The organism is Methylobacterium sp. GXF4 (genome assembly GCF_000272495.1).
Taxonomy (GTDB): Bacteria; Pseudomonadota; Alphaproteobacteria; order Rhizobiales; family Beijerinckiaceae; genus Methylobacterium; species Methylobacterium brachiatum.
Window position 1 is genome coordinate 22975 of the sequence record NZ_AKFK01000084.1, and the last position, 14255, is coordinate 37229.

The window sequence follows — 14255 nt, forward strand, 5'->3', positions numbered from 1 at the left end:
AAGGTCACTTGATCAGCTTGACCGCCTCGCGGAAGCGCGGGTGCCGGGCGGTGCCGAGCCACTCGAACACCACCATCTCGGTGGTGACGATCTCGGCCCCATGGGCCGCCATCCGGGCGAGGCCGGCGGCGCGGCTCTCGGGCCGGCGCGAGCCGACCGCATCCGCCACCACGCTGGCGCGCCGCCCGGCCTCCCGGAGCCCGAGCACCGTCTGCAGCACGCAGATATGCGCCTCGCAGCCCGCCACCACGAGGTCGCGGTCCCCGATCCGGTCGAGGAAGCCCGGCGCCTGGGCGGCGCCGAAGCTCATCTTCGCGAAGGCCGCCCCGGGTTCCGGGGCGAGCTCCGGCACGGTCGGCCCGAGCCCGCCGGCATTCTGCTCGGTGAACAGGACAGGCACGTCCAGCAGCTTGGCCGCCGCGATCAGGCGGTCCGTGTTGGCGATCACTCCGGCGCCATCCGCGATGGCCGGCATCAGCCGGACCTGGATGTCGATGACGAGGAGGAGGGACCGGGCGGGATCGATCAAGGGCATCGGGGTCAGTAGGTCGCGAAGAGGCGCGCGACCGCCTCGGGCTCCGTCGTGACGGTCAGAGCCAGGGCGAGCAGGATCCGGGCCTTCTGCGGGGTCAGGTTGTCGGCACTGAGGATGCCGCGGGTGCGCAGGCGCGTGGTCAGCGGCACGACCCCGCTGCCGGCCCGCGTCGACATCACCACCGGGATGCCCGCTGCCGCGGCCTCCTCCAAGGCGTCGGCCTCGGCCGGCGGCATCATGCCCGGGGCGAGCCCGGCCGCGACCAGGCCGCGCGCCCCCGCCTGCCGGAACGCCCGCACCGCGGTGCCGTCGGCATCGGCGTAGCCGTAGCACACGTCGACCCGCGGCAGGGCGGGCAGCGTCCGGATATCGAACGGGGTGCCGGGCGCGTGGGCCCGCTCGGAGCGGCGGTAGTACCGGACGCTGTCGCCGTCGACCTGGCCGAGCACGCCGAAATCCGGGGTGCGGAAGGTCTGCAGCCGGGCCACCGAGGTCTTGGTCACCTCGCGGGCGGCCTGGATCTCGTCGTTGAGCACCACCAGCACGCCCCGGCCGCGGGAGGCCGGCGCGGCGGCGGTGCGGATCGCCGCCACGAGATTGAGCTTCGCATCGGTAGACAGGGCGCTCATCGGCCGCTGCGAGCCGACGAGAACCACCGGCAGGTCCACCGTCAGCGTGAGGCTGAGCGCGTAGGCGGTCTCCTCCAGGGTGGCGGTGCCGTGCCCGATGACGATGCCGGCGAGATCCGGATGCGCGGCGGCGGTCCGCTCGCACAGCAGGACGAGGTCGCGCCACTCGGCGAACCCGATCGCCGGGCTCGGGACCGCCCGGAACGGCACCGGGACCACGGTGGCGACCGCGGACAGCTCCGGGACCGCGCCCAGGATCGCGCCCGCTTCCAGCCGGCGGTCGGTGGCGGTGTAGTCGAGGATGTCGAGCGCATCGCGCCCGAGGGACGAGATCGTCCCGCCGGTGCCGATGAACGCGACCTTGGGCAATCCCGCCCCGTGTCCTGCCGCCATGCCGTGTCTCCTGGCCGTCCGGCCATCCGCCGGTCCCGTCAGGTCCGTGATGCCGTCTCACTCGGCCACGGTCGACCCCGGCGCGCGCAGGCGGGCGATGCGCCCGGCGATGGGGCGTCGATCGGGATGGGGAACGGCTGCCGGTCCGAACGCGGCTCGGACCGGCAGCGGGCTGGGTGCTCAGACGCCGGCGGCGACACGCATGGGTGCGGCCATCTCGGGGGTACGGCCCACCGGTTCGGCATGGCCGTAGAGGCCGCGCTGCTTCGGGTTCGGGCTGAGCCGGTCGGTCAGGCCGATCACCGTCTCGGCCGCCCCGAGCAGGAGGGCGCCCCCCGGCGCGAGCTGGGCGGCGAGCCGGGCCAGCACGTCCGACTTGGTCGGCGCGTCGAAGTAGATCAGCACGTTGCGGCAGTAGATCACGTCGAACTGACCGAGGGACGTGAAGCTGTGCAGCAGGTTGAGCTGACGGTAATCCACCATGGAGCGCAGGCTCTGGGCGATCTGCCACTGCTCGCCGATCTGGGTGAAGTACTTGATCAGCCACTGCACCGGCAGGCCGCGCTGCACCTCGAAGTGGCTGTAGAGGCCGAGCTTGGCCTTCTCGATCACCTCGGTGGACAGGTCGGTGGCCACGATCTCGACCTGCCACCCGGCGAGCTTGGGCCCGGCCTCCTGCAGCAGCATGGCCAGGGAATAGGGCTCCTGGCCGGTGGACGCCGCCGCGCACCAGATCCGCAGCCGGCGCTTGCTGGCGTTGCGCGCCAGGGCCTCCGGCAGGATCGTGTCGCGGAACAGGTCGAACGGGATGCGGTCGCGGAAGAAGAAGGTCTCGTTCGTGGTCATCGCCTCGACCACGGCGCGCTCGATCGCCCCGTCCTGGCCGAGCTTGAGCGCGCCGATCAGGTCGCCCAGGGCGGCGAGATTGAAGCGGCGGCAGACCGGGGTCAGCCGGCTCTCGACGAGGTAGCGCTTCTCCGCGGTCAGCGCGAGGCCGGAGCGCTGCTTGAGGAAGGTGCGCAGGTATTCGAACTCGAGCTCGGTCATGACGGCTGCCCCGTGATCAGGGCGCGCAGCGCCGTCGCGAGTTCGGGGAGTGGCAGCACGGCCTCGGCGAGGCCGGCCCGGGCGACGCTGCCGGGCATGCCCCAGACGGTGCTGGTCGCCTCGTCCTGGGCGAGGACCGGGCCGCCCGCATCGGTGAGCGCGCGGGCGCCGTTGGTGCCGTCCGAGCCCATGCCGGTGAGGATCACCGTCGCGGTGGCGGCGCCGAACACCACGGCCGCGTCCTTGAACAGCACGTCCACGGCGGGGCGGCAGAAATTCACCGGCGGCCCGTCGGTGAGGCGGATCGTTGGCCCGTTGGACCCGGCCACCAGCCCCATATGGCGCCCGCCCGGCGCCACGTAGATCCGGCCCGCCTCCAGGCGCTCGTCGGCCTTGCCCTCGGCGGCGCGCAGCCCGGTGCGGGTGGAGAGGTGCTCGGCGAACACGGCGGTGAAGATCGGCGGCATGTGCTGCACGATCAGCACCGGCACGCGGCGCAGGGCGGCGGCGCCGATCCCCTCCAGCATCTCGCCCACCGCGCGGGGCCCGCCGGTCGAGGAGCCGATCAGCAGGGCACGGGGCTGGGTCCGGTTGCGGACCTTCGGCCGGAGGGTGAACGGGGTGGGCGGCCGCGGTGCCGGCGCGGCGGGCGCCAGCGCGGGGGCCGCGTGGGCGGGGGCCGGTGCGGTCCCCGGGGCGCCGGCCGGACGCCGGGCGCGAGCCCGGGCGGCGCCGAACACCCGTACCCGCTCGATCAGCTCGACCCGGAAGGTCTCCGAGGTGGTGACGCCGCGGTTGCTCTCGGGCTTGGCGAGGTAGTCCACGGCCCCGAGCGCGAGGCATTTCAGGGAGATGTCGGCGTTCCGCGTGGTCAGCGTCGACATCATCACGACTTGGAGATTCGGGCTCATCGCGAGCATGCGCGGCAGCGCCGTCGTGCCGTCGAGCTCCGGCATCTCGATGTCGAGCAGCACGACGTCCGGATCGTGCTTGGCCATCATCTCCAGGGCGATGCGGCCGTTGGAGGCGGTGCCGGCGACCTCGAACCCGGCCTCGGTGATCCAGCGGGCGACGAGGCCGCGCACGACGGCGGAATCATCGGCGATCAGCACCCGGATCGGAGCCGCGGCGGAGGTCGTGGATTGCGCAGGCGGACTGCGGAGTGGGACGACCGCGGGGCTCAGGGCCATGATGATTGCCTCGGGTACTGGGTCTTGGATGATGTCGGCGTCGAAGTCAGGCGGCGTCGGCGACGAGGCCGACCTGTTCGAGCTTGGCCGCGAGGATATCGCGGTCGAAGGGCTTCATGATGTATTCGTCGGCCCCGGCCCGGAGGGCCCGGGCGATCGCCCCGACATCATTCTCGGTGGTGCAGAACAGGACCTTCGGCGTCGTCCCCCCCTCGCTCCGCCTGAGCGCCTGGAGGAAGGTGTAGCCGTCCATGTTCGGCATGTTCCAATCGAGCAGGATCGCGTCCGGCATGCTGGCGGCGCAGACTTCGAGGGCGGCGCTGCCGTCCTCCGCCTCGCTCACATTCATGCCCAGGGCCTCGATGATCCGCCGCGCGACCTTCCGGATCACCGCGGAATCGTCGACCACCAGGCAGGTCGTCTCGTGTGGCGCTTTCATCCCTCCTCTCCTTACGCCGCCTTCGCGCCGGCAGCGCTGAAGCCGAGGAGCGCGTCCACATCGAGGATCACCAGGAGGCGACCGTCGAGGCGGTGGACGCAGGTGGCGAGGTTGCGCCAGCGCGGATCCAGGTTGATCGGAACCGCCTCGCGGCTGTCGGTACCGAGCTTCAGCACCTCGCCGACGCCGTCGACCACCAGCGCGAAGGTCTCGCCGCCCTGCTCGAGGCCGATCGCCATCTTGGGATTGGCCTTGTCGTCCTGGGTCTCGGCGTCGGGCATGCCCAGGCGCCGGCGCAGGCACACGGCGGTGACCACGCGTCCGCGCAGGTTGAGCAGGCCGACGATCTCGGACGGCGCCAGGGGCACCGGCGTCACGCCCGAGGGGACGAACACGTCGTGGACCCGCTCGATCGCCAGGCCGAACAGGGTGTCGCCCACGAAGACGGTGACGTAGTCGTCGGTTGGGCCGGTCTCGGCGCCGTTGGCATTGGCAGCCTGCATCAGAACTCTCCGGATTCGATCGTCGTATGGCGGGCTGAGCCGGGATCAGGCGGCTTGGGAGACGGCGGTGGGGTTGATCTCGGCCAGGGCCGCGATCAGACCGCTGCGGTCGAATTTGGCCACGAGGTCGGTGATCGCCAGGGACCGGGCCCGCTCCACCGCATCGGCGCCCACCGTCCCGGTGAGGCCGATCACCGGCAGGCCGGCGACCCGCGGCTCGCCGCTGCGCATGGCGGCGACGAGATCGAAGCCGCTGCGGCCGGGCATTTCCAGGTCGGTGACCACGACCTCGATCCGCGGATCCGACTGGAGGATCGACAGGGCGGCATCGGTGCTCGCCGCCGTGACCACCTGGTAGCCCGCGGCCTTCAGCACCGGGCTCAGCATGTCGCGGAAGAAGGCCGAGTCGTCGACCAGCAGCAGGGTCGAGACCTGCTCCGCCCGCTTCGGGCCGCGGGCCCAGTCGTCGTAGGCGAGCGGCAGGAAGTGGGCGATGTTGATGATGTCGGTGGCGCGGCCGCGCAGCACCGCCGAGCCGATCAGGTCCGAACGGTCGGCCGCGATCTCGATGTCCAGGCGCTCCTCGACGATGTCGACGATCTCGTCGACCACGAGGCCCATTGCCCGCTCGCCGTCGGAGAACACCACCAGGGCCTGCGTGCCTTCCGAGCGGATCGTGATCGCCGGATCGGCCGGGACCAGCGGCATCAGCCGGCCGCGGTACTGGATCAGCGGGCGGCCGCCGAGCCACTCGACCTTGTCGCACTCGATCTCCTCGAGGCGCGTGACCAGGGAGAGCGGCACCGCCTTGAAGCTGCCCTGGCCGCCCTTGAACACCAGCAGGGTGGTCTTGGTATCGCCCATCTCGGATGCCTCCGCCTCGGCGTCGGAATCCGCGTGGCCGCTGCTGCCCTGGACCCCCTGGGCGACCTGCCGGGCCACGCCGTTGGGATCGATGATCAGCACCACGGCGCCGTCGCCGAGGATCGTGTTGCCGGCAAACATCGGGATGTGCCGGAGCTTGGCCGACATCGGCTTCACGACGATTTCCTCCGTGTGGAAGACCTCGTCGACCAGGATGCCGAAGCGCTCGCGCCCGACCTGGGCCACGACCACGAAGCCCGCCTGGGCCGTCTCGTCGCCCTGGCCGCCCGACTGCCCGAGCAGGCCGGTGAGCGAGACGATCGGCAGCAGCCGCTCGCGCAGGCGCAGCACCGGCGAGCCGTTGATGCGCTCGACCCGCTGGGCCCCGGCATCGACCCGGACCAGCTCGAGCACGGCCACCTGCGGCAGGGCGAAGCGATGCTCGCCGGCGCGCACGATCAGGGCGGCCACGATCGCCAGCGTCAGCGGGATCTTGATGGTGAAGGTGGTGCCGCGGCCCGCCGTGGTGGCGATGTCGATGATGCCGCCGATGGTCTCGATGTTGGTCTTGACCACGTCCATGCCGACGCCACGGCCCGACACCGACGTGACCGCCGCCGCGGTCGAGAACCCGGCGTCGAAGATGAACTTGGCGACCTGCGCGTCGGTCATCCGCTCGACATCGGCCTGGGCCGCCAGCCCGCGCTCCACCGCCTTCTTGCGGATCGCCGCGAGGTCGAGACCCTTGCCGTCGTCGGCGATCTCGATCGTGATCGTGCCGCCCTCGTGATAGGCGGCGAGACGGATCGTGCCGCGGGCCGGCTTGCCCGCCGCGATGCGCCCGGCGGTCGATTCGAGGCCGTGATCGGCCGAGTTGCGGACCATGTGGGTCAGCGGGTCCTTGATCACCTCAAGGACCTGCCGGTCGAGCTCGGTCTCGGCGCCGACCATCACGAGGTCGATCTGCTTGCCGAGTTCGGCCGAGAGGTCGCGCACGACGCGCGGCAACTTCTGCCAGGCGCTGCCGATCGGCTGCATGCGCGTCTTCATGACGCCTTCCTGCAGCTCGGCCGTGACGTGGGACAGGCGCTGGAGCGGGACCTTGTAGCTCGAATCCTCGTGCCGGCGGGCGATCTCGAGGAGCTGGTTGCGGGTCAGCACCAGCTCCGAGACCATGGTCATCAGGTGCTCGAGCGTATCCACGTTCACGCGGATCGTCTGGATCTTGCTCCCGGCCGCCGTGGTCTCCGTGGCCACCACCGCCTCGGTGTCGCCCGCGGGCTCGGCCCTGGCGGACTCGGCCTCGGCCGGCTCGGCCTTCGGGGCCGCCGGCTTGGGCTCCACGGCCTTGGGCGCCGCCGGCTTGGGGGCTTCGGCCTTGGGGGCCTCAACCTTGGGAGCCTCGGCCTTCGGCGCCTCGACGGGGGCCGAAACCGGCGCCGCGAAGTCAGCCTCGCCGGGGCCCGGGGCCGCCAGGAAGGCCGCCTCCAGCTCGTCGAGGGTCACCTCGCCGGGCTTCAATTCGCGCGAGACCGGGTCCGGCAGCACCGGCTCGGGCGCCGGGGCGGGCGCGGCCTGGGGCTCAGGCTCGGCCGACGCCAGGCGATCCAGCTCGGAGATGAGATCGTCGTCGGAGCCCGCCGGCTCGGTGCCGGTGGCCTCGAGATCGGCCAGGATCGCCTTGAGCCGGTCCAGGGTCGAGAGAATCACCGTGACCGATTCGGAGGTGGCCGGCAGGCCGTCCCGGAAGCGGCCCATCAAGGTCTCGGCGGCATGCGCCAAGGCTTCGAGGCGCGGCAGGCCGAGAAACCCGCAGGTTCCTTTGATCGTATGGACGAGGCGAAAGATGTTCCGCAGAATCGTCTGGTTATTCGGATCCTGTTCGAACCGAACCAGTTCAGCATCGACCGTGTCGAGGTGCTCCCCGCTCTCGGTCAGGAACTCACGAAGCAGGTCGTCCATAGGCGATACTCGTTACACGGAGAGGCTCTCGCGCAACGTACTTACTCAAGCCGGGTTAGGGAAGCGTTTCGATCCCCTCCCCACCCCATGCTTTTCCAGTTTTTTACGCCAGCGCGGTATCGGAAGCTTCGTCACCAGCCTCCGTGGGTGCCGCGATCACTGTCGGCGAGGCCGTGATCGTCACTTCATCACCTTCGATGGCGAATCGCACATCCATGGCGGCGGCCCGCGCCACGAGGCCGGCATAGAACGGCAGGATGCCGTGGGCGTCGACGGTGCCGCTCTCCGGGCTGCCGGCCATCAGCTCCTCGACATGGGGCGGGATGCGGGCATGCGAGCCCTTGGCGGTGAGCACGAGGGTCGGCGCCTCGCCGTCGCCCGAGACGGTGACGTCGATCAGACCGCCCCGCGGGATCGCCGAGGTGGCGATCATCACGAGGTTCAGGAGCAGCTTCACCTTGTTCTTGGGGAACAGGGCCTGCGGCGCGCTCCAGGCGAGCTTGGTCTTCTCGTCGCTGAACATGCCCTTGGCCACGCTCTCGGCGTCGGCGAGGTCGATCGAGGCGCCGGCCGATCCGGCCGCACCGAAGGCGATGCGGGCGAATTTCAGCCGGGCCGAGGCCTGGCGGGCACTCTTGCCGATTAGTTCGAGGGCGAAGGTGCGCATCGACTCGTCATCGTCGTCCTCCAGCACCTCCAGCCCGTTCACGATCGCGCCGACGGGGCTGATCACGTCGTGGCAGACGCGGGAGCAGAGCAGGGCGGCGAGGTCGAGGCCGTCGAGATTCAGGCGGGGTGCGTTCGGGGAGGACATGGTGCGCTCCGGGCGGGCGGATCTGGAGGTCGAACAATCTGCGGGCCGGCCCGTCGCTTTGGAGCCGCCGATCCTTGGCCGCCCGACATGGCGGTCGAGTCCCCGCGAAACATCCCGCGCGGCCCGCCGGTCGGGCCGGGGGCAATGGACCGGTCCGCACGGATAGACGCCACGTTCGGCTTTGAAAAGCGTTACCGGCCGGCACCGGTGCCGGCCGCGCCGGGATCGGGTACGGTGCCGGCCAACGCGGATCGGCCACGATGCGGACCGCGAGCAGTCCCGGGGTCGCGCCCGTTCGGGCCCGGCTCGAGCCAGGGAGGAATCGGCGTGACACGCGAGACCGCCGGCCGAACCACGGCCCCTAAAGCCCCGGCGCCTCCCGGCGCGGCCGCCGGCCGGCCCCCGGCATCCCCACGCAGCCAACCACGCTGAGGCGGCACCCCATGCAGCCCGAACCCCCATTGTCCGAGAGCCTGCGGCCCAGCTTGCAACCCGCCGACCCCGACGCGGCCGGCGCGCGCCTCGCCGAGATCGAGCCGGCCTTCCCGGCCGGTTTCCTCACCCCGGCCTGCCGCACCCTGCTGCTCGGGCTGGCCGACCATTCGCCGTTCCTCTGGCAGGCCGTCACCCGCGCGCCGGAGCGCCTCGTCGCGCTGATGGGACAGCCGCCGGAGGTCGCCAGCCGGGCGATCATCGCGCGGCAGCGCGCCGTCGGGGGCGCCTGCGGCGAGAATCCCGACCTCGCGGAGGTCGCCCGCCGGCTCCGCCGCAACCGCGAGGAGCATGCCCTCCTGGTGGCGCTGGCCGATCTCGGCGGCTGCTGGGATCTCGACGCGGTCGTCCAGGCCTTGTCCGCCTTCGCCGACGCGTCGGTGAGCGCGGCCACCGACGCGCTGCTCCGGCAGGGGATGGCGGCCGGACGGTTCCGAGCGCAGGACCCGGAGGCCCCGCAGGTCGGCTCCGGGCTGGTCGTCCTGGCGCTCGGCAAGCATGGCGGGGCCGAGCTGAACTATTCCAGCGACATCGACCTCATCGTCTTCTACGAGGCGGAGCGCGCCGCGGCCGCCACCGGCGGGGATCCCAAGGCGTTCTTCGTCAAGCTGGCGCAGGGCCTGGTGAAGCTCCTGTCCGAGCGCACCGCCGACGGCTACGTCCACCGCATCGACTACCGGCTGCGCCCGGATCCGGGCTCCACGGCGGTGGCGCTCTCCACCGGCTTCGCCTTCGACTACTACCAGACGCTGGGCCAGAACTGGGAGCGCGCCGCCTTCATCAAGGCCCGGCCGATCGCCGGTGACATCCCGGCCGGCGCCGCGTTCCTGGCCGATCTCGCGCCGTTCATCTGGCGCCGGCACTTCGACTTCGCCGCCATCGCCGAGATCCACGCGATGAAGCGACAGATCCACATGGTCCGCGGCCACGACACGATCACGGTGGCCGGCCACGACATCAAGATCGGCCGCGGCGGCATCCGGGAGATCGAGTTCTTCGTCCAGACCCAGCAGCTCGTGTTCGGCGGCCGCAAGCCCGCCTTGCGGGGGCGCCGGACCGTCGAGATGCTCGGGCGTCTCGTCGAGGAGGGCTGGATCGACGCCCAGGCGCGCGACGAGCTCACGGCGGCCTACGGGTTCCTGCGCACCCTCGAGCACCGGATCCAGATGATCCGCGACGAGCAGACCCAGCGGCTGCCGACCGGGGATGCGGCGCTCGACGCGCTGGCGCGGTTCGCGGGGTTCGACACGCGGGGGGATTTCGAGACGGCGCTGCTGCACCATGCCGGCCGCGTCCAGGCGCACTATGCCCTGCTGTTCGAGACCGCGCCGGGGGACGGCGCCCCGGAGGACAGCCTCGTCTTCGGCGAGAGCGAGCCCGACCCCGCCACCCTGGAGGCCCTGGCAACGTTCGGGTTCCGCGATCCCCGGCTCGCCTGGGAGACCGTGCAGGGCTGGCATGTCGGCCGCCGTCCGGCGCTCCAGACCGGCCGGGCGCGGGAGATCCTGGCCGAGCTGCTGCCGAGCCTCCTGCGGGCGCTCGGCGGGACCGCCGATCCGGACGCGGCCTTGCTCACTCTCGACCGAGCCTTCGCTCGGATGCCCGCGGTGGCGGAGCTCCTGGCCATCCTGCGTTCGCACGAGCGCCTGCGCCTCCTGTTCGCCGACATCCTGGGGACCTCGCCCCATCTCGCCGACACGGTCAGCCTCAGCCCCCACGTCCTCGACACGTTGCTCGACCCCGATTTCGTGGCGCCGGCGCCGGGCCCCGATCAGGTGCGCGACCAGTACCGGGCGCTGGTCGGGCAGCCGGCGAGCCACGAGGAGTTTCTGGACCGCTGCCGGGACGCCACCCGGCAGATGGCTTTCGTCACCGGCGCGCGCCTCCTGTCCGGCCTGATCACGCCGCGTCAGGCCGGGGAGGCCTATTCGGCCCTCGCGGAGGCCACGGTCGCGCTGAACCTCGAAGCGGAGGAGCGGCGGTTCGCCCAGGACCACGGCGCCGTGCCCAAGGGCCGGTGCTGCGTCCTGGCCCTCGGGCGGCTCGGATCCCGCCAGCTCAGCGCGGTTTCCGACCTCGATCTGGTCTTCCTGTACGATTTCGATCCGGACGACCGGATGACCGACGGCCCGCGCCCGCTCGACGCGGTCGTGGCCTATAACCGCCTGGCGCAGCGCCTCTACGCGGCGCTCACCACCGCGACGCGCCGCGGACGGCTCTACGCGGTCGATCTGCGCCTGCGGCCCTACGGCAGCCACAGCCCGCCCGCCGTGCAGCTCAACGGCTTCGTCACCTATCAGCGCGAGGCCGCCGAGCCCTGGGAGCACATGGCCCTCACCCGGGCCCGGGTGGTGGCGGGCGATCCCGCGCTCGGGGCGGCGGTCAGGGCGGCGATCGCCGAGACCGTCGGGCAGCCGCGCGATCCCGCGCAGGTCTGCGCCTCGGCCGGAGAGATGCGCAGGCTCGTCGCCGAGGAGCGCGGCCATGCCGGTCCCTACGACCTCAAGCTCGCCCCCGGCGGGCTGTTCGACCTCGACTTCCTGGCCCAATCCATCGTGCTGAGCGCCCCCCAGATCCAGACCGACGGCCCCGGCCTCTCCGGCGAGGCGGTGCTCCGGCTGGCCGGAGAGCGCGGTATCCTGGCCTCTGCCATCGCCGAGCCCCTGGCCGAGACCTACGCGTTCCTCGACGCGGTCTACCAGTGGCAGCGGCTGGTGATGGCCGATCCCGGCTCCACCCCCTCGGACAGCGCGGCTCGGCAGATCGCCAAGGCGGTGGGCCTGCCGGATGCCCGCAGCCTCGCGGCCGAACTGCATCGCCACCGCCGCCGGACCTGCGCGCTGCTCGCCCGGATCAAGCGGACGGTGATCGGGGCATCGACGCGGTAGCGGGCGTCGGACCCGGATCCACTCGGCAGGCCGTCCGCGATCGAGACCCCGCAACGGAACCGGTCCCCGGCCCGACATGTCGACAAGCCCGACCCGCTCGGGCATGCAGGCGGGTATGGGAGGCGACATGATAAGCGCGGCGATGTTTTCGGGGCCTGAGCGCGAGCGGATCGCCGCGGCGCTCGCCGAGATCGCCTGCGCCGCCGGAGAGGTGCTGCGCCGCTATCATCGCGGTCCCTGCCCGCACGCCCTCAAAGCGGACGGCTCGCCGTCGAGCGCCGCCGATATCGAGGCCGAGGCGCTGATCGTCGCCGCGCTCGCCGCGCGGTTTCCCGGCATTGCCGTCATCGCCGAGGAGAGCGCCGCAGCCGACGAACTGGCGGCGCGGCCGTCGCAGCACTTCTTCCTGGTCGATCCCCTGGACGGCACCCGCGACTTCCTGGCCGGGACGCCGGATTACTCGGTCAACATCGCCCTGGTGGCGGGCGACCGGCCGGTGGCGGCCGCGCTCGTGGCCCCGGGCCTGGGCCGGGCCTGGTGGGCGGGCGATGCCACCGTCGAGGCTTCCGTGATCGAGGGGCACCCGGGCGCGGGCCGGCCGGTGCGGGTTCGCCCGGCGCCGTCGAGCGGCCTCGTGGCCCTGGGCAGCCGGCGGCACGGCGACCCCGAGACCGCCCTCTGCCTCGCCGCCCTGCCCGTGTCAGAAACCCGCCGATCCGGCTCGGCGCTCAAGTTCGGATTGATCGCCGCCGGCGAGGCGGATGTCTACATCCGCTGCGGACCGACCATGGAATGGGACACGGCGGCCGGCGACCATATTTTGGCCGCGGCCGGGGGCTGCGTCGTGATCCCGGGCGGCGGCCCGATCCTGTACGGGCGCTACCGCGCCGGCTACCGCAACGGGCCGTTCGCGGCCCTGGGCGATCCGGAGCTGGCCGCCGGCCTCGCCCTGCCCGCCCCCGGCGGAGCCGGCGGCGCGCCGGAGCAGCCTCTCACCGCGGCGCATCGCTGAACGGCACATCCAGCTGGTCCTGCAAGCCGGGCCAGGCCGCCTCCGCCTGCCGGACCAGCTCGGGGTCCGCCAGGAACCGGGCGCGCCGCGCGGCATCCCGGAACAGGTAGAGGCGCTCGTCGATCACCGCGAAGACCAGGGGGTCGGCATCGACCAGGCGGCCGTCCAGGATCCCGGCGGCGTCGAAGCCGCCGAGCCGCGGGGCATAGACCTCCGGGTTGCCCTGAAAGGCGGCGCGGTCGGCGCCGCTGGCGAAGCGCCAGACCCGGCCGCCCCAGGACAGCTCGAACCGCGCGGCGCCGGCCCGCGGGCCCTCCTTCAGGAAGTAGCTGACCGGGTCGAAGCCCTTCAGCGCCAGCAGCTCGATCGTGGTCACGCCCGGCTCGGCCGCCGGCATGCCGGCCGCCATCAGGATCGCGGCGAGCGCCAAGGCGGGAGCCATGACAGCGCGCAGGCGCGATCGCGGCGCGAGATGGCGCCGGGTCCTGCCACGCCGCGCCTGCGTCGAGGCCGGGGCGGCGTCAGGGCGCGTTAACCACATCTTGCGGTTTCCCTCAGAAGCTGGTCCGACATAGCGGTCCGCGCCGTCCCGGATGGCGGCTCCGTCCTCAGGCCGATCCCGGTCGCAGGTGCGGCCGAGGCCGGCCCTTTGGCGCGGCGGCAGGGATCCACCGCGGAACCGTAAGAGCATCGTCCCGAAAGCAGGACACCGGCTTTCGGAAAAAGACGATGCGGAGTCAAAGACCGACGGCATCGGCCCGGATCCGATGCGGTCGTCGAACCGGGTGAGGAGGCAACGATGACGGCACGAGACGAGCGCGGCACCCACCGCCGCCACCTGCTCCGCGCGGGCCTCGGCCTGGCGCTCGGCACGCCGCTGGCGGGCCTCGCCGGGGTCGGGGCTGCGCTGGCGCGCGGCGAGGACACGGACACACCCGAGACATTCCGCCCCGGCGAGATCGTCGAATCGGGCCACCGCTTCTTCGGCTCGGTCTCGCGCGGCCTGGCGCTCACCGTCGAGGAGGCGGGGCGGCGCTGGGGCGAGCCGAACGGCTACATCCTCGGGCAGGAGGGCGGAGGCGCGGTGGTGGCCGGCGTCCGCTACGGCGAGGGCACGCTCTACACCCGCAATGCCGGCCAGCGGCGCGTCTATTGGCAGGGGCCGTCGCTCGGCTTCGACGTCGGCGGCGACGGCGCGCGCACCATGATGCTGGTCTACAACCTGCCGAACGTGCGCGAGCTGTTCCGGCGCTTCGGCGGGGTCGACGGCTCGGCCTATCTGGTCGGCGGCTTCGGCATGACCGCGGTGGTGAGCGACCGCATCATCGTGGTGCCGATCCGCAGCGGCGTCGGCGCACGGCTCGGCATCAATGTCGGCTATCTCAAGTTCACCCGCGAGGCGACCTGGAACCCGTTCTGATTGATGAGCGTAGCTTGATTTCGCCCTGGCGACCGACCTGGGTTAGACTGACACTGGGCCGGGCTTT

Annotated in this window: 12 protein-coding genes; 3 read left to right on the forward strand and 9 right to left on the reverse strand. The window is 72.1% G+C overall.

Translation table 11 applies throughout. The features are described 5' to 3' along the window. Positions 1 to 4: 4 nt before the first annotated feature. The 8 genes from WYO_RS23430 to WYO_RS23465 all read right to left on the reverse strand — a co-directional run bounded on the left by WYO_RS23430 (position 5) and on the right by WYO_RS23465 (position 8376). Positions 5 to 535, reverse strand: a complete 531-nt coding sequence (locus WYO_RS23430; protein WP_007567229.1) for an isochorismatase family protein — start codon at positions 533 to 535, stop codon at positions 5 to 7. Between the two features lie 5 nt (positions 536 to 540). Further along, the gene (locus WYO_RS23435; protein ID WP_007567230.1) at positions 541 to 1557 is read right to left on the reverse strand and encodes an asparaginase; all 1017 of its coding nucleotides are present in this window, start codon (positions 1555 to 1557) and stop codon (positions 541 to 543) included. A 180-nt stretch (positions 1558 to 1737) separates the two neighbouring features. Further along, a complete protein-coding gene (locus tag WYO_RS23440) occupies positions 1738 to 2604 on the reverse strand; it encodes a protein-glutamate O-methyltransferase CheR (RefSeq protein ID WP_007567233.1) in 867 nt (288 codons plus the stop codon). Next, complete coding sequence (cheB, locus tag WYO_RS23445; RefSeq protein WP_007567235.1) at positions 2601 to 3794, reverse strand: chemotaxis-specific protein-glutamate methyltransferase CheB; 1194 nt, start codon at positions 3792 to 3794, stop codon at positions 2601 to 2603. The genes WYO_RS23440 and cheB overlap by 4 nt, the downstream gene beginning before the upstream one ends. 46 nt (positions 3795 to 3840) lie before the next feature. Further along, complete coding sequence (locus tag WYO_RS23450; RefSeq protein WP_007567237.1) at positions 3841 to 4233, reverse strand: response regulator; 393 nt, start codon at positions 4231 to 4233, stop codon at positions 3841 to 3843. A gap of 11 nt (positions 4234 to 4244) precedes the next feature. After that, the gene (locus tag WYO_RS23455) at positions 4245 to 4736 is read right to left on the reverse strand and encodes a chemotaxis protein CheW (protein ID WP_007567238.1); all 492 of its coding nucleotides are present in this window, start codon (positions 4734 to 4736) and stop codon (positions 4245 to 4247) included. 45 nt (positions 4737 to 4781) lie between these two features. Then, positions 4782 to 7562, reverse strand: a complete 2781-nt coding sequence (locus tag WYO_RS23460) for a hybrid sensor histidine kinase/response regulator (RefSeq protein ID WP_007567240.1) — start codon at positions 7560 to 7562, stop codon at positions 4782 to 4784. Positions 7563 to 7665: 103 nt separating this feature from the next. After that, the gene (locus WYO_RS23465; protein ID WP_007567242.1) at positions 7666 to 8376 is read right to left on the reverse strand and encodes a histidine phosphotransferase family protein; all 711 of its coding nucleotides are present in this window, start codon (positions 8374 to 8376) and stop codon (positions 7666 to 7668) included. Positions 8377 to 8819: 443 nt separating this feature from the next. On the opposite strand from WYO_RS23465, the gene WYO_RS23470 reads away from it, so the two are divergent. Continuing rightward, entirely contained in the window at positions 8820 to 11756 is a 2937-nt protein-coding gene (locus tag WYO_RS23470) for a bifunctional [glutamine synthetase] adenylyltransferase/[glutamine synthetase]-adenylyl-L-tyrosine phosphorylase (RefSeq protein WP_007567244.1), read from the forward strand. A 142-nt stretch (positions 11757 to 11898) separates the two neighbouring features. Beyond that, positions 11899 to 12768 (forward strand): 3'(2'),5'-bisphosphate nucleotidase CysQ, encoded by an 870-nt coding sequence (locus WYO_RS23475; protein WP_244424280.1) that lies wholly within the window; start codon positions 11899 to 11901, stop codon positions 12766 to 12768. Here WYO_RS23475 and WYO_RS23480 read toward each other — a convergent pair. Then, positions 12749 to 13210 (reverse strand): YHS domain-containing (seleno)protein, encoded by a 462-nt coding sequence (locus WYO_RS23480; RefSeq protein ID WP_007567248.1) that lies wholly within the window; start codon positions 13208 to 13210, stop codon positions 12749 to 12751. The genes WYO_RS23475 and WYO_RS23480 overlap by 20 nt on opposite strands. Before the next feature lie 357 nt (positions 13211 to 13567). Here WYO_RS23480 and WYO_RS23485 point away from each other — a divergent pair, with 357 nt between their 5' ends. Beyond that, positions 13568 to 14188 (forward strand): DUF1134 domain-containing protein, encoded by a 621-nt coding sequence (locus WYO_RS23485; protein ID WP_007567251.1) that lies wholly within the window; start codon positions 13568 to 13570, stop codon positions 14186 to 14188. Positions 14189 to 14255: the final 67 nt, after the last annotated feature.

Coding starts and splice junctions, on each gene's coding strand:
- WYO_RS23430 (WP_007567229.1), bottom strand. CDS start 535: ATGCCCTTGATCGATCCCGCCCGGTCCCTCCTCCTCGTCATCGACATC.
- WYO_RS23435 (WP_007567230.1), bottom strand. CDS start 1,557: ATGGCGGCAGGACACGGGGCGGGATTGCCCAAGGTCGCGTTCATCGGC.
- WYO_RS23440 (WP_007567233.1), bottom strand. CDS start 2,604: ATGACCGAGCTCGAGTTCGAATACCTGCGCACCTTCCTCAAGCAGCGC.
- cheB (WP_007567235.1), bottom strand. CDS start 3,794: ATGGCCCTGAGCCCCGCGGTCGTCCCACTCCGCAGTCCGCCTGCGCAA.
- WYO_RS23450 (WP_007567237.1), bottom strand. CDS start 4,233: ATGAAAGCGCCACACGAGACGACCTGCCTGGTGGTCGACGATTCCGCG.
- WYO_RS23455 (WP_007567238.1), bottom strand. CDS start 4,736: ATGCAGGCTGCCAATGCCAACGGCGCCGAGACCGGCCCAACCGACGAC.
- WYO_RS23460 (WP_007567240.1), bottom strand. CDS start 7,562: ATGGACGACCTGCTTCGTGAGTTCCTGACCGAGAGCGGGGAGCACCTC.
- WYO_RS23465 (WP_007567242.1), bottom strand. CDS start 8,376: ATGTCCTCCCCGAACGCACCCCGCCTGAATCTCGACGGCCTCGACCTC.
- WYO_RS23470 (WP_007567244.1), top strand. CDS start 8,820: ATGCAGCCCGAACCCCCATTGTCCGAGAGCCTGCGGCCCAGCTTGCAA.
- WYO_RS23475 (WP_244424280.1), top strand. CDS start 11,899: ATGTTTTCGGGGCCTGAGCGCGAGCGGATCGCCGCGGCGCTCGCCGAG.
- WYO_RS23480 (WP_007567248.1), bottom strand. CDS start 13,210: ATGGCTCCCGCCTTGGCGCTCGCCGCGATCCTGATGGCGGCCGGCATG.
- WYO_RS23485 (WP_007567251.1), top strand. CDS start 13,568: ATGACGGCACGAGACGAGCGCGGCACCCACCGCCGCCACCTGCTCCGC.